Source organism: Herbiconiux solani NBRC 106740, from assembly GCF_001571005.1.
Classification (GTDB): domain Bacteria; phylum Actinomycetota; class Actinomycetes; order Actinomycetales; family Microbacteriaceae; genus Herbiconiux; species Herbiconiux solani.
Genome location: NZ_BCST01000009.1, coordinates 62,428 through 82,466, shown reverse-complemented (window position 1 = coordinate 82,466; position 20,039 = coordinate 62,428). Strand labels below are relative to the sequence as shown.

17 protein-coding genes are annotated in these 20,039 nt (G+C 70.2%); 7 read left to right on the top strand and 10 right to left on the bottom strand.

Annotated elements, in window-relative coordinates; all coding sequences use genetic code 11:
* Positions 1–6 precede the first annotated feature (6 nt).
* Entirely contained in the window at positions 7–1,911 is a 1,905-nt protein-coding gene (locus HSO01S_RS16160; RefSeq protein ID WP_066043352.1) for a putative Ig domain-containing protein, read from the bottom strand.
* Between the two features lie 116 nt (positions 1,912–2,027).
* Between HSO01S_RS16160 and HSO01S_RS16155 the strand changes: the two genes are divergently transcribed.
* The 4 genes from HSO01S_RS16155 (at position 2,028) to HSO01S_RS16140 (ending at position 6,563) form a co-directional block, all read left to right on the top strand.
* The gene (locus HSO01S_RS16155; RefSeq protein WP_066043351.1) at positions 2,028–3,725 is read left to right on the top strand and encodes a circularly permuted type 2 ATP-grasp protein; all 1,698 of its coding nucleotides are present in this window, start codon (positions 2,028–2,030) and stop codon (positions 3,723–3,725) included.
* A 6-nt stretch (positions 3,726–3,731) separates the two neighbouring features.
* Positions 3,732–4,664 carry an alpha-E domain-containing protein gene (locus HSO01S_RS16150; protein ID WP_066043389.1) on the top strand — a complete coding sequence of 311 codons (933 nt, stop codon included), beginning with the start codon at positions 3,732–3,734 and terminating at the stop codon, positions 4,662–4,664.
* Positions 4,661–5,506, top strand: coding sequence for a transglutaminase family protein (locus HSO01S_RS16145; protein ID WP_066043350.1), 846 nt, complete (start codon positions 4,661–4,663; stop codon positions 5,504–5,506). The genes HSO01S_RS16150 and HSO01S_RS16145 overlap by 4 nt, the downstream gene beginning before the upstream one ends.
* Before the next feature lie 103 nt (positions 5,507–5,609).
* Entirely contained in the window at positions 5,610–6,563 is a 954-nt protein-coding gene (locus HSO01S_RS16140; RefSeq protein ID WP_066043348.1) for an alpha/beta fold hydrolase, read from the top strand.
* A 16-nt stretch (positions 6,564–6,579) separates the two neighbouring features.
* Here the strand turns inward: HSO01S_RS16140 and HSO01S_RS16135 are convergent, their stop codons facing one another.
* Together HSO01S_RS16135 and HSO01S_RS16130 are read right to left on the bottom strand one after the other, a co-directional pair.
* Complete coding sequence (locus HSO01S_RS16135) at positions 6,580–9,099, bottom strand: glycoside hydrolase family 65 protein (RefSeq protein ID WP_066043346.1); 2,520 nt, start codon at positions 9,097–9,099, stop codon at positions 6,580–6,582.
* A 53-nt stretch (positions 9,100–9,152) separates the two neighbouring features.
* The gene (locus HSO01S_RS16130; protein WP_066043344.1) at positions 9,153–9,899 is read right to left on the bottom strand and encodes an HAD family hydrolase; all 747 of its coding nucleotides are present in this window, start codon (positions 9,897–9,899) and stop codon (positions 9,153–9,155) included.
* A 77-nt stretch (positions 9,900–9,976) separates the two neighbouring features.
* Between HSO01S_RS16130 and lplAB the strand changes: the two genes are divergently transcribed.
* Both lplAB and HSO01S_RS16120 read left to right on the top strand, forming a co-directional pair.
* Complete coding sequence (lplAB, locus tag HSO01S_RS16125) at positions 9,977–11,026, top strand: lipoate-protein ligase LplAB (RefSeq protein WP_066043342.1); 1,050 nt, start codon at positions 9,977–9,979, stop codon at positions 11,024–11,026.
* Positions 11,023–11,520 carry a heme-binding protein gene (locus HSO01S_RS16120; RefSeq protein WP_066043340.1) on the top strand — a complete coding sequence of 166 codons (498 nt, stop codon included), beginning with the start codon at positions 11,023–11,025 and terminating at the stop codon, positions 11,518–11,520. The genes lplAB and HSO01S_RS16120 overlap by 4 nt, the downstream gene beginning before the upstream one ends.
* Positions 11,521–11,547: 27 nt before the next feature.
* On the opposite strand, the gene HSO01S_RS16115 is transcribed toward HSO01S_RS16120, so the two are convergent.
* From HSO01S_RS16115 to HSO01S_RS16105, 3 genes are all read right to left on the bottom strand, one after another.
* Positions 11,548–12,621, bottom strand: a complete 1,074-nt coding sequence (locus tag HSO01S_RS16115) for a TIGR03617 family F420-dependent LLM class oxidoreductase (RefSeq protein WP_084361761.1) — start codon at positions 12,619–12,621, stop codon at positions 11,548–11,550.
* 112 nt (positions 12,622–12,733) lie between these two features.
* Positions 12,734–13,378, bottom strand: a complete 645-nt coding sequence (locus HSO01S_RS16110; RefSeq protein ID WP_066043339.1) for a cyclodeaminase/cyclohydrolase family protein — start codon at positions 13,376–13,378, stop codon at positions 12,734–12,736.
* Positions 13,379–13,469: 91 nt separating this feature from the next.
* Positions 13,470–13,757, bottom strand: a complete 288-nt coding sequence (locus HSO01S_RS16105) for a GNAT family N-acetyltransferase (RefSeq protein ID WP_066043337.1) — start codon at positions 13,755–13,757, stop codon at positions 13,470–13,472.
* Positions 13,758–13,804: 47 nt separating this feature from the next.
* Between HSO01S_RS16105 and HSO01S_RS16100 the strand changes: the two genes are divergently transcribed.
* Positions 13,805–14,701: a DNA-methyltransferase gene (locus tag HSO01S_RS16100; protein ID WP_084361760.1), complete on the top strand. Its 897-nt coding sequence runs from the start codon at positions 13,805–13,807 to the stop codon at positions 14,699–14,701.
* Between the two features lie 95 nt (positions 14,702–14,796).
* Here the strand turns inward: HSO01S_RS16100 and HSO01S_RS16095 are convergent, their stop codons facing one another.
* The 4 genes from HSO01S_RS16095 to mmsB all read right to left on the bottom strand — a co-directional run bounded on the left by HSO01S_RS16095 (position 14,797) and on the right by mmsB (position 20,037).
* Positions 14,797–15,804 (bottom strand): LacI family DNA-binding transcriptional regulator, encoded by a 1,008-nt coding sequence (locus tag HSO01S_RS16095; protein WP_066043386.1) that lies wholly within the window; start codon positions 15,802–15,804, stop codon positions 14,797–14,799.
* Positions 15,805–15,845: 41 nt separating this feature from the next.
* Positions 15,846–17,360: a glycoside hydrolase family 1 protein gene (locus tag HSO01S_RS16090; protein ID WP_066043335.1), complete on the bottom strand. Its 1,515-nt coding sequence runs from the start codon at positions 17,358–17,360 to the stop codon at positions 15,846–15,848.
* Between the two features lie 190 nt (positions 17,361–17,550).
* Positions 17,551–18,657: a substrate-binding domain-containing protein gene (locus HSO01S_RS16085; RefSeq protein ID WP_066043334.1), complete on the bottom strand. Its 1,107-nt coding sequence runs from the start codon at positions 18,655–18,657 to the stop codon at positions 17,551–17,553.
* A gap of 57 nt (positions 18,658–18,714) precedes the next feature.
* Positions 18,715–20,037, bottom strand: coding sequence for a multiple monosaccharide ABC transporter permease (gene mmsB / locus HSO01S_RS16080; protein WP_066043385.1), 1,323 nt, complete (start codon positions 20,035–20,037; stop codon positions 18,715–18,717).
* Positions 20,038–20,039 lie beyond the last annotated feature (2 nt).

The following is a 20,039-nucleotide window of genomic DNA, read 5'->3' as shown; positions in this document are numbered from 1 at the left end:
TAGCGGCTAGGGCCGGCGGTGCCGACGCCAGGGCCGCAGAATGAGGAGCGCGATCACGCCGAGCCCCACCGCCAGCCCTCCCGAGGCCAGCAGCCCGAACGTCGAGTGCCCCTCCACCCCGGTACTCGCCAGGCGCCCCGACCCCGTCCCGCTCGCGTTTCCCGCGCCGGTCGATCGGCCGGCGCCCCCTCCGGAAGCCGCGGAGTTGCTGCCGCCCGCGGGCGACGGCGCCGGCGTCGGCGCGGATGTCGGCTGAGGTGCCGGCGCAGTGGGGCTCGGCGTCGGAGTAGGAGTCGGCGTCGGAGTGGGAGTCGGCACCGGCAACGCCGGCGCGATGACGACCCGATACTCCGCGCCGGTGACTCCGGCGCTGTTCGTGGCGGAGATCGAGAACTCCGAACGGCCTTCCGCCGTCGGCGTCCCGGAGATCACCCCGGTCTCGGCGTCGAGCACGAGCCCGGCCGGCAGGGCTCCGTACGAGACGCCGAACCTCGGCGCCGGGTTCCCGCTGGCGGTCACCCGGAACGGCGGATACGCCACGCCGACGGTGCCGGCAGGCGGCGGGCCCGACGTGATCGCGGGCGTGACCGGCGGCCCCACGAGGATCTCGATCGTGTACGTCGTGATCCCCGAGGTCGCCATCCCGTTCGATGCCGAGAAGTTCACGACGTACGTTCCCTGCACCGTGGGTGTTCCCGCGAGTGTGCCGGTGACGGCGTTCAGGGTGATGCCGGGCGGAAGCACACCGGAGTCCACCGCGTACGTCATCGTCTCCGGGCTGCCGACCGCCGCGAGCGCGGTGCTCCAGGGCGTGCCCACGCGGGCCTGCCAGTTGGTGGGCGTGACGAACAGCGGGCTCACGTGGGCGTCGAACAGCCCGATCCGCCCGCCCGTCCTGGCCGTCGTGGTGGTCAGCACGCGGTGCGTGACCGGGTCGACGGTGGCCGTTCCGACGGGCTGGGCGATCAGGGATGACGCGCCTTCGCTCGTGAGTTCAGGCAACTGGAACGGAAGCACCGAGCCCGCGTCGGTGGTGACGTACGCCAGCGCGAGTGAGTCGTCGACGGAGATCGAGGAGGTGAAGGAGTCGAGCGCCGAGGGAGCTGAGAGGCCGGTTTGAGCGAGCAGCGCGTCGAACGCCTGCACGCGGTGATCGTCCGGACTCCCGGTCGTCGTGGTGCCCACCAGCACGAACCCGGCGCCGATGGCCAGAGTGACCGGCTGCCCGTGAGTAGGAAGCGGCCGTTGCGCGGTGCCGCCGGCGATCGCCGTGATCGTCGAGGCCGAATTGCTCGTGACGTACGCCCGATGGAAGCTCGACTCCACGACCACCTGGTCGGGCGGGTCGGAGACCGGCACGAGCGTCACGCCGCCCGTCGCGAGGTCGAGCACGCTGACATCGCTCGACCCGACGTTCGCCACGTAGGCGAGGTTCTCCCCCTTGTCGACCGCGATGGACTGCCCGGCCGTCCCTGACGTGGGCAGGGTGGTGAGCACGGTGTTCACCGTGGGCGACGCGGGATCTCCGTCGACGACGATCACGCGTTCGCCTCCGCCGTCGAGCACCAGAACCTGATGCGTGAACTCGTTCACCGCGATGTCGGCCTGCCCGCGGCCGAGCCCTAGGCTCAATCGCGCCAGCGGAGCGAGCACGGAACCGCCGACGTCGTAGACGATCAGCTCATTCCGTGTCCCTTCGAGCACGTACCCGCGATCCGTCGCCGCGTCGATCACCATGGCGCTCAACTGGATCGCCGACGGCGGGGTCACGCTGTCGAGCTGGGTGAGCGTGATCTCCCGCGTGACCCGGGCGCTGGCCGGTGAGGCCGCACCCGCCAGAGCGGCCAGGACGAGGACCACGAGGCCGCCGGCGACGACCGCGGAACGCTGATGACGAATGCTCAGTACCATGACCTGAGGTTAGCTCATGCGGCCCCAACGCGCTACGGCTCCGCACGAGCCTGTGGACAACCGGCCCCGTTCATCCGGAAACACCGCCGCAACACCCGACCAGTAGGCTCGCACGCATGGTTGACCTGTTCGACGGCTACGGAGCCACGCTCGCCCCCACCAGGAGGCGTGGCAGTGCCCCGGCGTGGGACGAGATGTTCCCCGAACCGAAGTCCCAAGACCCGGTCGAGGCCCGCGCCGCCTACAAAGACATCTACAACGCCCTGGCCAGGATGACGCAGGAGGAGTTGCGCGGTCGCACCGACGCCCTCGCCAGCTCGTACCTCGCGCAGGGCGTCACCTTCGACTTCGCGGGGGAGGAACGGCCGTTCCCGCTGGACGCGGTGCCGCGGGTGATCGCGCAGAGCGAGTGGCTCGACGTCGAGGGCGGCATCAAGCAGCGGGTGCGCGCCCTCGAGGCCTTCCTCGCCGACATCTACGGGTCGCAGGCGGCCGTCCGCGACGGCGTCATCCCGGCCTCGCTGATCAGCTCGTCGAACCACTTCCACCGCGAGGCTGCGGGTATCGTGTCGCCCAACAACGTGCGCATCCAGGTCTCCGGCATCGACCTGATCCGCGACGAGAAGGGCGCCTGGCGGGTGCTCGAAGACAACGTGCGGGTGCCTAGCGGCGTCTCCTACGTCATCTCCAACCGCCGGGTCATGGCCCAGACCCTGCCCGAGCTGTTCGTCAGCATGCGCGTGCGCCCGGTCGGCGACTACCCCAACAAGCTGCTCCAGGCCCTCCGCGCCTCCGCTCCGGCCGGGGTTGACGACCCCACGGTCGTCGTCCTGACGCCGGGTGTCTACAACTCCGCCTACTTCGAGCACACCCTCCTCGCGCGGCTGATGGGCGTCGAGCTCGTCGAGGGCCGCGACCTGTTCTGTTCGGGCGGCAAGGTGTGGATGCGCACGACCGCCGGCCCCACCCGCGTCGACGTGATCTACCGCCGGGTCGACGACGAGTTCATCGACCCCCTGCAGTTCCGCGCCGACTCGATGCTCGGCAGCCCCGGCCTCCTGATGGCCGCCCGGCTCGGCAACGTCACGATCGCCAATGCGGTCGGCAACGGGGTGGCCGACGACAAGCTCGTCTACACCTACATGCCCGACCTCATCCAGTACTACCTGGGCGAGAAGGCGATCATCCCCAACGTCGACACCTGGCGCCTCGAAGACCCGGGAGCCCTCGAAGAGGTGCTCGACCGCCTCGACGAGCTGGTCGTCAAGCCCGTCGACGGCTCGGGCGGCAAGGGGCTGGTCGTCGGTCCGGATGCGTCGCCCAAGGAGCTCGAGACCCTCCGCGGCCGCCTGATCGCCGACCCCCGGGGGTGGATCGCGCAGCCCGTCGTGCAGCTGTCCACCATCCCCACCCTGGTCGAAGACGGGATGCGCCCGCGCCACGCCGACCTCCGCCCGTTCGCGGTCAACGACGGGTCAGATGTCTGGGTGCTGCCCGGCGGCCTCACCCGCGTCGCGCTGCCCGAGGGCCAGCTCGTCGTCAACAGCTCGCAGGGCGGCGGGTCGAAAGACACCTGGGTCGTGGGCCTGGATCCGCTCTCGTCCTCCAGCGACGGCCACAACATCCAGGGCCTGGTCGCCGAGCAGGCCGCCAACACGCAGGCCATCACGATCATCGGGCACGTGCCGGACCACTCGCCCGAGGACGCCCCGCGCAACGACCAGTCGCAGCAGCAACAGCAGTCGCAAGCTCAGCCGGCGCAGCAGCACCACACCCAAGCGCGGACGCAGCAGCAGTCGCCGGAGGTGCTCTAGATGGCCATGCTCTCCCGCATCGCGGAGTCCCTGTTCTGGATCGGCCGCTACATCGAGCGCTCCGACGGCACCGCCCGCATCCTCGACGTGCACCTGCAGCTGCTGCTCGAAGACCCGTGGATCGAAGAGAACCTCGCCTGCCGCTCCCTCCTCAGCGTCATGGGCAGCGACGTCCCCGACGACAACCGCTCGCTGACCCGCGCCGACGTGCTGGCGATGCTCGCGGTCGACCGCACGCATCCGGCATCCATCGCCTACTCGCTCGGTGCCGCCCGCGAGAACGCCCGGCGCGCCCGTGAGATCGTGTCGACCGAGCTCTGGGAGTGCCTCAACACCACGAGGGCACGGATGCCGCGGCGCGTCGCCGCGGAGAAGACCCACGAGTTCTTCGGCTGGGTGCGCGACCGCTCGGCACTCGCGGTCGGCATCATGGACTCCTCCGCATCCCGGGACGAGGCCTGGCACTTCTTCACCCTCGGACGCTCGATCGAGCGCGCCGACATGACGGCTCGGCTGCTCGCCACCCGCTCGCTCACCGAGGCGTCGGGCCCGTCGTGGACGACGATCCTCCGCTCCTGCGGTGCCTACGAGGCCTACCTGCGCACCTATCGCGGCGTGCCGTCGGCGCGCAATGCTGCGGAATTCCTGCTGCTCGACCGGCTGTTCCCCCGCTCCATCATCTACTCCGTGGTCCGCGCCGAGCAGTGCCTCCGCGACCTCGGGCCGGCGAGCAACCGCGTCGGCGTGACCGACAACGCCCAGCGGATGCTCGGCCAGATCCGCTCGCAGCTCGAGTACCGGCCGATCACCGACATCCTGCAGGAGCTGCCGCACTACATGGACAGCGTCCAGGATGCGACGAGCGCGGCCTCCGAGGCCGTGCGGCAGCGCTACTTCCCGACCAACACCGCACCGAGCTGGATCGGAGAGAGCGCATGAACCGGTTGCGCATCCGGCACATCACCGGTTACCGCTACGAGGGCGAGGTCCAGGCCTCGTACAACGAGGCGCGGATGCTGCCCGTCAGCTCCGAGGGCCAGTTCGTGCTGCACTCCTCGCTCGACATCTCGCCGGTGTCGTCGAGCCACCACTACGTCGACTACTGGGGCACCCGCGTCTCGTCGTTCGAGGTGCTCACCCCGCACAACGAGCTCTCGCTGACGGCCACCTCGCTGGTCGAGGTGCGCAACCGCACGCACGCCCCGCATTCGGCCGACTGGGAGCTGCTGGCGAACCAGGCGCAAGCCTCGACGACCTACGTCGAGCAGACCAAGCAGACCCGCCTCACCGAACCCGCCACCGACCTGGTCGTGATGGCCGAGGAGATCGCGGCCCGGCACGCGAGCCCCTGCGACGCGGCGCTCGAGATCTGCACCGAGATCGGCCGCCAGGTCGAGTACGTGCAGGGCGTGACCGGCGTGCAGTCGACCGCGCGCGAGTCCTGGCTCGACAAGCGCGGAGTCTGTCAGGACATCACGCACATCGCCCTCGGCGCCCTGCGCTCGGTGGGGATCCCGGCGCGCTACGTCTCGGGTTACCTGCATCCGAAACCGGATGCGGCGGTCGGCGAGACGGTCACCGGCGAGTCCCACGCCTGGGTCGAGTGGTTCTGCGGCGACTGGCGCGGTTTCGACCCCACCAACCTGATCGACATCGGCGACCGGCACGTCACGGTCGGACGCGGTCGCGACTACAACGACGTCGCCCCCCTCCGTGGCGTCTACTCGGGCCCCTTCCGCTCCTCCCTCTTCGTCAAGGTCGAGATCACCCGAGAGTCCTGACCGACTGCCCTCGATCCGTCACTTGTCGCCGCTACCAGCGCGTTCTAGCGACCACAACTGACGTCTCGCGGGCCTTCCCTCGGACGGCGTGCGACAATCACGTATGCCTCACGAGCCCGGTGCCGCCCACTCCGGTGGAGCCCACTTCACCGACAGCTTCACCGACGACTTCGGCGTCGAGATCACCTACTACGGCTGGACCGTCGAGCACCCCCGCGGCGTGATCCAGATCAGCCACGGCCTCGGTGAGCACGCGCAGCGCTACGCCACGGTGGCCGCCGAGCTGAATGCGGCGGGCTACGCGGTCTACGCCGCAGACCAGCGCGGACACGGAGCGACCGGCCTCGCCCAGCACAACGGCGACCGTGCCCTGCTCGGCCGCCTCGGCCGCGGCGGACTCCGCGCCACCGTCGACGACATCCGCCAGCTCGGCATCCGCATCGCGCGCGAGCATCCGGATGTTCCCCTCGTCCTCCTGGGCCACAGCTGGGGCTCGCTGATGGTGCAGAAGCTCGTGAACTCCCCGGCGCTCGCGCACTACGCGGCCGTGGTCCTCTCGGGCACCGCCTATCGCATGCCCGGCTCCATGGACGCCGGCGACCTCACCCGCAACCACCGCCCCGCCCCCTCCTCCGACGGCACCGCCGCAGCCCCGGCAGTGCCGAAGAATGCCCGCGTCAAGCCGGGCACCGGCTTCGAGTGGCTCTCCCGCGACCCCGAGGCGCAGCGCCGCGCGTCGACCGATCCCATGATGTTCCCGGCAGAGGTCCTGAAGCTCTTCGGCCCCCTCGATGGCCTCCGTCTCTACGGCCGTCCCGCCCGCCGCCTGGCCTTCGACGTCCCGATCCTCATTCTCGTCGGCTCCGACGACACGCTCGGAGGCGCCCGTAGTGCCGAGCGCCTCCGCGACGCCTACCTCCACCGCTCCCGACTCACCGACGTCGAGCTCCACGTCTACCCCGAGGCCCGCCACGAGGTCCTCAACGAGTCCAACCGCACCGAGGTCGTCGCCGACCTCCTCACCTGGCTGTCCCGCGTCCTCCCCGAGAGGGAGTAGCGCGAGGGCGAAGGCCTCAGTCCATCCCGACGAGCCCCTCGGGCTCATCCAGCTCCGACACGATCGTCGGCATCGACGCCGTGATGACCGAGCCGTCGGCCCGCACCGTGCCCTCGATGTCAGAGGTGGTCGGCGCACCCTCGATGATGGGGCGGTCGTCGGCCAGGGCGACCGTGACCGGCGCGCCGAGACCGACCGAGATCCGCTCGCCGCGCACCCACAGCGTCACGGTCGACCCCTCGACGATCGTGAAGGTCATCCGATCCGAGCGCAGATCGACCTGGATCAGGGAGCCGTGGATCGTGACGTGGAAGACCAGGGAGGTCCAGTCATCCGGTAGCCGCGGGTCGAAGGTGAATTTGCCGAGGTAGTCGCGCATCCCGCCGAAGCCGAACGCCAGCGCGCTCCAGACGCCGCCGGTGGAGGCCACGTGGATGCCGTCGGCGGTGTTGTTGTGCAGGTCGCCGAGATCCACGAACAGGGCGGCCCGGAAGTAGCCGAGCGCGAGCTCGCGGTAGCCGACCTCGGCCGCGATGATCGACTGGGTCGACGCCGAGAGGGTCGAGTCGCCGGTGGTCAGGGCGTCGTAGTACTCGAAGTCGGCGCGCTTCTCCTCGGTCGTGAACTCGTCGCCCTGCAGCAGCAGCGCGAGCACGACGTCGGCCTGCTTGATCACCTGGAAGCGGTAGATCACCAGCGGGTGGAAGTGCAGCAGCAGCGGGCGCTTGGAGTCGGGCGTGTTCTCGAGGTCCCAGAGCTCCTTCTCGAGGAACTGCGCGTCCTGCGGGTGGATGCCGAGATCCGCGTCGAACAGGATGTGCATGGCCTCGGCCGCCGCGGCCCACTCCTCGACCTCGTCCTGCGAGAGGTCGAGGCGCTTGATCATCGAGGCGTACGCGGCCGGGTCGACCTGCTGCATCTTGCGCGTCTGCCGCACGGCTGCCCGCAGGTTGGCGCGCGCCATCACGTTCGTGAAGAGGTTGTCGTTGACGACCGTCGTGTACTCGTCGGGACCTGTGACACCGTGGATGTGGAAGGTCTGCACGCCGCTGGTCCCGCGCCCACGCCAGAACCCGAGGTCGGCCCACATCCGCGCGGTCTCGACCAGGATGTCGATGGCTCCGCGGTAGAGGAAGTCGTCGTCGCCGCTCGCCGACACGTACTGCGAGAGCGCATGGGAGATGTCGGCGTCGATGTGGTACTGAGCCGTGCCGGCCGCGTAGTACGCCGAGGACTCGAGGCCGTTGATGGTGCGCCACGGGAACAGGGCGCCGCGCTGGTTGAGCTCGACCGCGCGGTCGCGGGCCGCATCCAGCATCCCCTGTCGGAAGCGGAGTGCGTTCCGTGCCACGTGCGGCGAGGTGTAGGTCAGGAACGGGAGCACGTAGATCTCGGTGTCCCAGAAGTAGTGCCCGCCGTAGCCCGAGCCCGAGACGCCCTTGGCCGCGATGCCGCCGCCGTCGGTGCGGGCGGTCGACTGTGCGAGCTGGAAGATGTTCCACCGCACGGCCTGCTGCAGGTCCGGCTGGCCCTCGATCACGACGTCCGACCGGCGCCAGAAGTCGTCGAGCCACTCGCGCTGGCGCTCGAAGACCTCCTCGATCGGCGCCTCGCCGATGCGGTCGAGCGTGCGGTTGCAGCGGTCGGCCAGCTCCGACGTGGGCACCGTCGCGGACGTGTGGTACGCGATGGTCTTGACCAGGCGGATGCGACGGCCGGCCTTCGCGCGCACCCGGTAGACCTGCTTCGCGATGTCGTCGTCGATCTGTGACGTCTGGTCCCACTCGTTCTCGGTCTCGAGCCGGTGCTGGGCCGCGACGGCGATCGTCATGCCCGAGTTGGCGGTGCGGTAGCCGAGGATGAACCGGCCGTCGTTGACGGTCTTCACCCGGGGCAGCAGCACGCGGTCGCTGAACCCGGAGGCCTTCCGGGGGTCGGCGATCGTCCCGCCGCCGACGGGGGAGGCGACGAATTCGTCGACCCGGTCCTGACGGTTGAGCAGCTGGCTCGAGATGAGCACCGAGGCGTCCGAGTCGAGCATCGTGACCTCGTAGTCGATCACGGCGAGGTGGCGGTCGGTGAACGAGACCAGCCGGCGCGAGCGGATGAGGACGCACTTGCCCGACGAGGTGCGCCACTCCACGACCCGCTCGAGCACACCGGCGCGGAAGTCGAGGGTGCGGGCGTACTCGCTCATGTCCGCATCCGCGATCACGAAGGGCTCGTCGTCGACGTAGAGGCGGATGACCCGCGCATCCGGTGCGTTGACGATCGTCTGGCCGACGCGGGCGAAGCCGTAGGCTTCCTCGGCGTGGCGGATCTGCCAGGTGTCGTGGAAGCCGTTGATGAAGGTGCCCTCGGCGTGCGCCTTGTGGCCCTCCTCGAAGTTGCCGCGGAGGCCCAGGTAGCCGTTGCCGACGGCGAAGAGCGTCTCGGTGCGGCCCTGGGTCGAGGTGTGGAACTCGGCCTCGGTCAGCGCCCACTCGTCGAGCGGGAACTGCGAGCGGTCGAGCGGGTCGGCGGCGATCGGGTTCATCGGGATCCTTCTCGGATGAGGGGCGGGTCGATCGATGCTAGCGGAGCGATGCCCTAACGCAGGAAGGGCACGAGCTCGACCAGGTCGTCCACGACGACGTCCGCCCCCGAGTCGAGCAGCTCCTGCGCCCCGACACCCCGGTCGACCCCTACGACGAGGCCGAAGTCGCCGTCGCGGCCGGCCTGCACGCCGGAGTGCGCATCCTCGATCACGACGCACTCCGACGGGGTGAGGCCGAGCAGCTCGGCGGCGCGCCGGTAGGTCTCGGGCGAGGGCTTGCCCTGCAGACCCTCGGCAGCCGACCGCAGGCCGTCGACGATCACGGTGAACCGGTCGCGGATGCCGGCGGCGGCGAGCACGGGCTCGGCGTTGCGCGAGCTCGACACGACGGCCACCTCGTAGCCCGCGTCGATCGCCGCGGTGAGGAACTCGAGCGAGCCCGGGTACGCGGCGATGCCGTCCTCGGCCAGTTCGGCGGCGAAGGCGTCGTTCTTGCGGTTGCCGAGCGCCCAGACCGTGCCGTCGCCCGCCGGGTCGTCCGCCGTGCCCTCAGGCAGGGTCAGGCCGCGCGAGGCGAGCATCGAGCGCACCCCGTCGACGCGCGGTTTGCCGTCGATGTGGAGGTAGTAGTCGTCGTCCGTGTACGGGGCGGCGCCGCGGGCCGCGAGGTAGTCGGTGAACAGTCGCGCCCAGGCGCGCATGTGCACGTCGACGGTCGGGGTGAGTACTCCGTCGAGGTCGAACAGGACCGCCTTGGCGGTCGCCAGGCGGCTTCGGTCGCGGATGACGGTATCGGTCATGCCTCCACGTTACGGGGTGGGCGTGAACACCGTGTTATCGGGGCGTTTCCAGTGGCGCACGTGACTACGCTGGAGCCATGCACGGAGAATACAAGGTGCCCGGTGGCAAGCTCGTCGTGGTCGACCTCGACGACGTCGACGGACGCATCCGAAACTTCCGTCTGGCCGGGGATTTCTTCCTCGAGCCGGACGACGCCCTGCCCCTGATCGACGGGGCCGTGGAGGGCCTGCTGACCGACAGCGACGCCGCGACGATCGCCGCCGCGGTGCGGGCGGCACTGCCCGAGGGTGCGCAGCTGCTCGGCTTCTCGCCCGAGGCGGTCGCGGTCGCGGTGCGCCGGTCGCTCGCGCGGGCGACGAGCTGGGATGCGTACGAGTGGCAGCTCATCCACTCCGGCTCCGAGTCGCCCCAGATGCAGCTGGCCCTCGACGAGGTGCTGGCGATCGAGGTGGGGGAGGGGCGCCGCGCCCCGACGCTGCGGATCTGGGAGTGGGAGCAGCCCGCGGTCGTGATCGGCAGCTTCCAGTCGGTGAAGAACGAGGTCGACCTCGGGAACGCGGCCGCGAACGGCTTCGAGGTGGTTCGCCGGATCTCCGGCGGCGGCGCGATGTTCATGGATGCGAACTCGGTCGTCACCTACTCGATCTACGCCCCCGCCGCGCTCGTGCAGGGGATGACCTTCGCCGACTCCTACGCCTACCTCGACGAGTGGGTCATCACGGCCCTCAAGTCGCTCGGCATCGATGCGTTCTACCAGCCCCTCAACGACATCTCATCGGCCAAGGGCAAGATCGGCGGCGCCGCGCAGAAGCGTCTGGGCAACGGGGCCGTCATGCACCACGCGACCCTCAGCTACGACATGGACGGCGAGAAGATGACGCAGGTGCTGCGCATCGGCCGCGAGAAGATGAGCGACAAGGGCACCAAGTCGGCCGCCAAGCGCGTCGACCCGCTCCGCAGCCAGACCGGCCTCTCGCGCGCCGAGATCATCGACCGCCTGATCGAGACCTTCACCCGGCTCTACGGAGCCACCCCCTCCGAGATCACCCCCGCCGAGCGGGAGAAAGCCGAGGAACTCGTGCGCACCAAGTTCGCGACCCCCGAGTGGATCGGCCGCGTTCCGTGAGCGCCGAGCTGCCCGTCTTCACCGTCGCCGACCTCGTCGAGGTGCCGCCGTTCGACGTCGTCTCCTTCACGGCCAACGACGCCTTCGACCTCGGTGTGATCGCCGGCGACCTCATCCGCAGCCGCGGGCTCGACCTCGCGGTCGACATCGTGCTCGGCGGGTACCTGGTGTTCCGGGCGCGCTTCGGCAGCACCGGCCCGGGCAACGACCCGTGGCTGGCCGGCAAGGCCGCGGTGGTCGACCGCTACCTCGAGCCGTCGCTGCTCGTGCGGCGCCGTCACGAGGAGGCGGGCACGCCGTTCGCCGAGCTCGACGATCCGTCGATCGACCACGACCTCCTCAAGGCGCATGGCGGCTCGATCCCGATCTTCGTGCGCGGCGAGTTCGAGGGCACGATCACGACCTCGGGCGAGCCCGACGTCATCGATCACCAGACCTCGGCCGATGCCCTGGCCGCCTTCCTCGAGTCGCGCGGGGAGCAGTCGCTGGCCTAGCGAGCCGCTACGGAGCGCCCCGAGCAGCTACCGTAGCGCTCCGAGCAGCTCGGGCCACAGGCCCGGCTCGGCCGCATACGGGGTCGAGAACGACAGTCGCTGCACGAGCCCCGCGTAGCGCTCGCCGAGCTGCCCTGCGACCTCGACCGGCGTGCCCACCGCGGCGAACTCGGCGAGCACCTCGTCCGTGACCAGGCCCGTCATCGCATCCCACTCGCCCTTCACCGACAGGGCGTGCAGCCCGTCGTGCAGGCCGTCCCAGCCGTGCAGCTCGAGCACACCCTTGTACGCCGGCGTCGAGCCGTAGAAGGCGATCTGCTTGCGCACGGCCGCGATCGCGGTGTCGAGCTCCGCATCCGTGGTGCCGAGGGCGACGAAGGCGGGCAGGCTGACCTCGACGGGGCCGGCTGCGCGGGTGCCGTCGGCCCGCTCGCGGCCGCGGGCGAGCGCGGGCAGGCTCACCTCGCGCAGGTACCTCGGCGTCGTGAAGCTGTGGGCGAGGAACCCGTCGGCCACCTCGCCCGCGGTCTCCGTCATCAGCGTGCCCACCGCGGCCAGCGTGATCCGCGGGTTGCCGTGCGGGTTCGGCCCCGGACTGAACATCGGCGACATGAGCGTGTGACCGTAGAACTCGCCGCGGAAGTCGAGCCGCCCGCCGGTCTCCCAGCTCGCCCAGATCGCGCGCAGGGCGGCGACGTACTCGCGCATGCGCTTCGCCGGGTGCCCCCAGGGCATCGAGAAGCGGCGCTCGATGTGCGGCTTCACCTGCGAGCCGAGCCCCAGCACGAACCGGCCGCCCGACACGAGCTGCAGGTCGTTGGCGAGCACGGCCGTGGTCATCGGGTTGCGGGCGAAGGCCACGGCGATGGCCGTCGACAATCGGATGCTCCGGGTCGCGCGCGCGGCGAGGGCCAGCGCCACGAAGGGGTCGTGCCGCGTCTCGGTCATCAGCACGCCGTCGAACCCGGTCTGCTCGGCCAGCACCGCGGCGGCCTCGAGCTCGAGCGGTCCGACCGCGAGATCGCCGCCGGCGTCGATAGCGAAGCTTCCGGGGGCGGATGCGGTGGGCTGGGTGGATGCGGTGGTCTCGTCGTCGAGCATGGTCCTCATCGAAGCACACCGGCTGCGACCGTCCCGTGCCGCCTGTCGCTGATCGACAACGGAGCAGGGCGACCGGCCGAGGATCGTGGCCCGGCGTCGACAACCAGCGGAGTCAGCCCCGCAGCCGCTCGCGCAGCTCCGTCTCCAGCCGGTCGAGGTGCTCGACAGCCTCGTCGTACCGCCCGACGTGCTCGGCGACCTCGGCCTCGGGCAGCCCGCCGGCGTCGGCCTCGAGGTTGGTGCGGGCTCCGACGATCGCAGCGCGCAGAGCCGCCGTGGCCACGAGCGCGTCCGGCAGCAGGAAGCGTGCGGTCACGCCCGCCACCTCCCGCAGGTCGTGGCGGGCCTCGAGCGCGAGGTCGCCGATCGTCTCGGAGGACTCGGCGGCGCGCTCACCCGCGGTGCGCACCGCTTCGTCGTGCTCGGGACCGGCCGGCACGTGGAACGCGGCTCCGTACTCGCGCGACCGTTCGGCATCCACGTCGGCCAGCGCGAGCGCCTTGGCCCGTCGCTCGTCGGCGCGCGCCGCCAGCTCCTCGAGCCAGTCGCCATCGACGTCGTCCCCGCCGCCACGCCGCCCACCCGAGTACCGCGCCACCATCGCGGTCAGCGCGCACGCGACACCGAGCATCACCGCCGACGCCGCGCCGCCGCCCGGGTCGCCGACCGGGAGCGCCAGCCGGCGCATCCACTCGGTGACCGTCGAATCGCCGGTCTCGACGCGCTCGGCGCCCTCGCCCGTCCCGTTCTCCGCCATGACCCCATCCCACCACGAACGGGCGACGGCACGACTCAGCGCCGCCCTCCAGCGCGCCACGTCAGCGCAGCGAGACTCAGCGCGCCACGACTCAGCCCCGGTCGACGAGCTCCTGGTAGTCCGGGTGCGCGTCGATGAAGTGCGCGACGTACGTGCACTCCGGGACGACCGTCAGCGCGCTGCCCGTGCGCACGTCGTCGAGGGCGTACTCCACGAGCTGGCCCGCGATCCCGCCCTGTCGCCGGGCCGGGTCGACCTCGGTGCGGGTGAAGATGATCCGCGTGCCTTCGAGCCGGTAGTCGGCGAAGCCGGCCACCTGGTCGTCGAGGGCGATCGTGTAGCGGTTCTGCCGTGGTTCATTGCGGATCGAGGTGCTCATCGCCTCGCACGATACGCCCGCCATCTTGGAACTGCCACAATTGCACAATGCCTGTCGACCATCCGCCCCTCGCCGATTTCGGCGACGACGCCCGGGGCGAGGGTCTGGTCTACCACGCCGACAACCTGACCGTGCTGCCGTCGTTCCCCGACGCATCCTTCACCGTCATCTACCTCGACCCGCCGTTCAACACCGGCCGGTCGCAGGGGCGGCGGTCGACGACGTCGACCCGGCTGCCCGAAGACGTGGATCCCGCCGAGAAGCGCCCGGGCCGGGTGACCGGGTTCAAGGGCCGCCAGTACGACCGCATCAAGGGCGACCTGCTGAGCTACGACGACCGCTTCGACGACTACTGGGAGTTCCTCGAGCCCCGCATCGTCGAGGCCTGGCGCCTGCTCGCCGACGACGGCACGCTCTATCTGCACCTCGACTACCGCGAGGCGCACTACGCGAAGGTGCTGCTGGATGCGCTGTTCGGCCGCGAGAGCTTCCTCAACGAGATCATCTGGGCCTACGACTACGGCGCGAAGTCGAAGAACCGCTGGCCGACGAAGCACGACACGATCCTGGTCTACGTCAAGGATCCGAAGAGGTACCACTTCGACTCCGAGACCGTCGACCGCGAGCCGTACATGGCGCCGGGCCTCGTGACCGCCGAGCGCGCGGCCCGGGGCAAGCTGCCGACGGATGTCTGGTGGCACACGATCGTGTCGCCCACCGGCCGCGAGAAGACCGGCTACCCCACGCAGAAGCCCGAAGGCATCCTGCGCCGGATCGTGCAGGCGTCGAGCCGCGAGGGTGACTGGGTGCTCGACTTCTTCGCCGGCAGCGGAACGACGGGTGCCGTCGCGCGCGCCCTGGGCCGCAACTACGTGCTCGTCGACCAGAACCCCGAGGCGATCGAGGTCATCCGCACCCGCCTCCCCACCGCCCGCTACCTCTGATCCCCCCCGCCGACTGTCCGCGATCCGTCAGTTGTTGTCGCTATTCGCCTCCGATAGCGACAACAACTGACGGGTCGGCGACCTTCGGGGACCGGTCAGGCGGAGGCTCGGCGGATGAGGCGGGTCGGGATGAGGGTGCGCCGCGGCGGGTCCTCGCCCGCGATCCGGCGCACGAGCACGTCGGCCATCGCGGCCCCGAGCTCGGCGGCCGGCTGGTGGATGGTCGTGAGCGCCGGCGTGAAGCTCGCCGCGAACGAGTCGTCGTCGAAGCCCACGACGGCCACCTCGTCCGGCACCGCGATCCCGCGCGCCTGCAGCACCTGGATCGCCCCGGCCGCCATCTGGTCGTTCGCCGCGAACACCGCGTCGATCGGCACTCCGTCGGACGACGGGGCACCGGATGCACGCCCCAGCAGCCGCTCCATCGCCTGGCTCCCCGAGAGCTGCGAGAAGTCGCCGAACTCCACCGGAGCCTGATCGGCGTCGAGCCCGGCCGCCTCGAGCGCCTGCCGCCAGCCGTCGAGCCGGTCGACGCCCGCAGGCATGTCCTGACGCCCGGCGATCATCGCGATGCGTCGCCGCCCGAGGCCCACGAGGTGCTCGGTCGCGGTGCGGGCGCTCGCGACGTTGTCGACGTCGACGTGGTACGAGGCGGCGAGCTCGGGGTTGAGCGGCCGACCGCCGTAGACGATCGGCAGCTGGTCGCCGAGGCCGACGTAGGAGTGGTCGTCGACGTGGTGCGAGACCACGAGCGCTCCGTCGACGTTGCCGCCGAGCAGGTAGCGCCGGGTCTTGTCCGGCCGCGACTCCGACGCGATCAAGAGGTTCAGCGTGTAGTCCGTGTCGGCCAGCGTCCGCGCGACCCCGCGCACCACCGGTGCGAAGAACGGGTCGGCGAAGACGGTCGAGGTGGATTCCGGCACGATCAGCGCGATCACGTCGGTCCGCCGGCTCGCGAGCGAGCGGGCCATCCGGTTCGGCACGTAGTCGAGGTCGGCGATGGCAGCGTTGACCGCCTCGACGATCTCGGGCGTGACCGAGGTCGAGCCGTTGACCACGCGGGAGACGGTGGCACGCGAGACGCCCGCCGCCGCCGCCACCATCTCGAGGGTCGGCGTGCGGCCCGCCGGGCCTCCGATCACCCTCAGGCCCCGGCGGAGGCGGATGCGGCGCGGCCCGAAGCAGCACCGACGGTCGGCTCGGCGGCCCCGGAAGCCCCCCGCACCGCCTCGATCAGCCCCGCGTACGTCAGCGCGCTGTCCTTGGGCGTCCGCTCGAGCGTGTCGTAGTCGACCCGCACGATCCCGAAGCGCTTGCCGTAGCCCCAGGCCCACTCGAAGTTGTCCAGCAGCGACCAGACGAAGTAGCCCCGCACATCCGCCCCGTCCTGGATGGCGGCCGACACGGCCGCGATGTGATCGAGGATGTACCGGGTGCGCAGCTCGTCGTGCACCGCGCCGTCGGGCGAGACGGTGTCGTCGTAGGCCGCGCCGTTCTCGGTGACGTAGAGCGGCGGCAGCGTCGGGTACTCGTGCCCGAGGCGCACGAGGAGCGTGCGGAGCCCGGCCGGGTGCACCTCCCAGCCCATGCCCGTGAGCGGGATGCCGCGCAGCGGGAAGGTGACGTCCTCCGACCCCACGAACGGCGACCGGGTGGCCCGCCCGCCCGCGACCGCGTGCGGGTCGACGGGCACGAACTCGGGGTCGGCCGGCCCTTCGAGCGGATGCCCGCTCACCTGGTCGTCGTGGTAGTGGTTGACGCCCAGGAACTCGAGCGGCTGGGCGATCGTCTCGAGGTCGCCGGGCCGCACGATCCCGGTCTCGCTCACCTCGTCGAGCCCGAACTCGGCGAGGTCGCGGCGGATGTCGGCCGGGTACTCGCCGCGCAGGATCGGGTCGAGGAAGATGCGGTTGTTGAGGGCGTCGATCCGCCGGGCCGCCTCGAGGTCGACCGGGTCGGTCGGATCCTTCGGCACCGCGTTGGTCAGGTTGAGCGTGATGCCGAGCTCCTGGGCGCCGAGCTCGCGCAGGCGCTGCACGGCGAGCCCGTGGGCGAGGTGCTGGTGGTGCACGGCGGCGATCGCGGCGGCTGGCTCCTGGCGGCCGGGAGCGTGCACGCCCGAGGCGTAGCCGAGCAGCGACGAGCAGAACGGCTCGTTGAACGTGGTCCAGTGCGTGACGCGGTCGCCGAGGGCCTCGTAGACGATCTCGGCGTAGTCGCGGAAGCGGTAGGCGGTGTCGCGGTTCGCCCAGCCGCCCTTCTCCTCGACGGCCTGCGGCAGGTCCCAGTGGTAGAGCGTGAGCCAGGGCAGGATGCCGTTCGCGAGAAGCTCGTCGACCAGGCGCGAGTAGAAGTCGAGGCCGGCCGGGTTGACGTCGGCGTCGGCGGGGCGGATGCGCGACCAGCTGGTCGAGAACCGGTACGACCCGAGGCCGAGCTCCTTCATCAGGGCGACGTCGGCGGGCATCCGGTGGTAGTGGTCGACGGCGACGTCGAGGGTGTCGCCGTTCAGCACCGCGCCGGGGACGCGGGCGAAGGCGTCCCAGATGGAGGCCTGCTTGCCGTCTTCGAAGGCGGCGCCCTCGATCTGGGCGGCGGCGGTGGCCGAGCCCCAGAGGAAGCCGGGCGGGAAGACTGGGGGGAACGGCGGGGTGGTCATGCGGCTGCACTGCTCCTTTGCGTGGTGTGCGTGGTGCGGAGCGCGTCCCCCGTGCGTGAGAGCGCTCTCCCGACCCAGTATCCCAGGTCGGCGGTGTCGCGGTAAATCGCGATCCGGAAAAGCCGAACGGCCCGGGCAGAAGCCCGGGCCGTTCGTGGTGCTGTGGTGCTGTGTCCGAAGACCGGGGGATTTAGCCCTGGGTCAGCGGGAGGAGGGTCGGGTCGTTGGCGTATGCCTCAGCCGCGTTCTCCTTGGTGACGATCACCGGGTCGAGCAGGAAGGCCGGGACGACCTTGACGCCGTTGTTGTACGACTCGTCGTCGTTGGTGGTGACCTTCTCGCCCTTCTGGAGCTGCGAGACCATGTCGACGGCCTGCTGGACCAGGTTGCGGGTGTCCTTGTTGATCGTCGAGTACTGCTCGCCGGCCATGATCGACTTGACGGACTCGACCTCGGAGTCCTGACCGGTGACGACCGGGATCGGCTTTCCGGCGGCCTTCACCGAGGTGATGATCGCGCGGGCGAGGGTGTCGTTGGGCGACAGGACGCCGTCGAGCTCGGTCGAGCCGTAGCTCGAGGTGAGCAGCGAGTCCATGCGGCTCTGGGCGTTCTCAGCCTTCCAGCCGGCGGTGGCGGTCTGCTTGATGTCGGTCTGGCCCGAGACGACCTTGACGTCGCCCGAGTCGATGGCCGGCTGCAGGACGCTCATCGCGCCGTCGAAGAAGACGGCCGAGTTGGCGTCGTCCGACGAGCCCGAGAACAGCTCGATGTTGTACGGGCCGGTGGGCTTCTTGGCCTTCATTCCGTCGAGCAGGGCCTGGCCCTGGAGCTCGCCGACCTTGAAGTTGTCGTACGCGACGTAGTAGTCGACGTTCGGCGTGTTCAGGATCAGGCGGTCGTAGGCGATGACCGGGATGCCGGCGTCGGCAGCGGCCTGCACCTGCGTGGCGAGCTGGCCACCGTCGGCAGCGCCGATGATGATGGCCTTCGCGCCCTTGGTGATCATGGCGGAGATCTGGTCCTGCTGGTCCTTCACCGTGGTGGAGGCGCCGGCGTACTGGATGTCGGACTTGAAGCCCGCAGCCGACAGGTCGTCTTCGAAGAGGCCACCGGCGAGAACCCAGTTCTCCGAGGTCTTCGAGGGCAGCGCGACACCGATCAGGGAGTCGGCGGGGAAGCCGGCGGCAGCGGCGTCGCTGGAGCCACCGGTCGATCCGCCGTCACGGCTGGAGCAGCCGGACAGTGCGAGGGCCGTTGCGGCGGCGATCGCTGCCGTTGCTATGAGCATTTTCTTCATCGTTGAGTACTTTCTCTCGGTTGGGGTTGTGGTGATAGGGAATTGAGTAGAGGGGTGTCAGCCGCGGGGGCGGGACGTGTCGGGGGTACCCGCCGTGGGCACGAGGCCCTGCGGGTCCTCCGAGGGGGCCTCGCCGGCGCCGACGGACGGCGAGCTGGACGTGGGCTCGAGGTCGAGCTTGTCCTTCCGCCGGTTCTTGGTGAGGAAGCCGATGATCGACGGGCGACCCTGCGACTTGTTCCAGACATCCAGGCCGACGGCCACGAGGAGCACGAGGCCCTTGATGATCTGCACGCGGTCGGCGCCGACACCCAGCAGCTGGAGGCCGTTGTTGAGGACGGCCATGACCAGACCACCGATGATCGAACCGCCGACGGTGCCGATACCACCGGCCACCGCGGCGCCACCGATGAAGACGGCGGCGATCGCGTCGAGCTCCCAGCCGATGCCGTCCTGCGGGCCGGAGGCCTGCGAGCGGGCCACGAAGATCATGCCGGCCAGGGCCGCCAGGGTCGACATGTTCATCATCACGAGGAAGTCGATGCGGCGGGACTTCACACCCGACAGCTCGGCGGCGTGCTTGTTGCCACCGACCGAGTAGATGTGACGGCCGAAGATCGTGTTGCGGGTGACGAAGGAGTACACGAGCACCAGGACACCGAGGATGATGCCCGAGATCGGGAAGCTGGTGCCCACACGGCCACCGGCGAACAGCACCGAGGCGAAGCCGATCACGACGACGAGCACGACGACCTTGATGATGCTGACCCAGAGCGGAGCCGGCTGCGAGCCCATGGTGCGCTGCACGCGGCGGGCGCGGAACTCCATGAAGATCACGGCGAGGGCGATGATGAGGCCGAGCAGCAGCGTGAGGTTGTTGTAGCCGGTGTCCGGGCCGACCTCGGGGAGGTAGCCGGCGCCGATCTCGGTGAAGCCCTGGGGCACCGGGATCGTGTTCGCGTTACCGATGAGCTGGTTGCCGCCTCGGAAGATGAGCATGCCGGCCAGCGTCACGATGAACGCGGGGACGCCGACGAAGGCGACCCACCAGCCCTGCCAGGCGCCGATCAGGGCGCCGACGACCAGGCCGAGCACGATGCCGAGCGGCCAGGGGAGGTTCCACTGCTGCATCGCGGTCGCGACGACGATGCCGACGAAGGCCGCCACCGAACCGACCGACAGGTCGATGTGGCCGGCGATGATCACCATCACCATGCCGATCGCGAGGATCAGGATGTAGGCGTACTGGCTGACCAGGTTGATCAGGTTGCCGGAGGAGAGCGTCAGGCCGTCCGTCAGGATCTGGAACAGCACGATGATCGCGATCAGGCTGAACAGGATGCCGAACTGGCGGACGTTCGAGGAGCCGCCCCCGAACATCT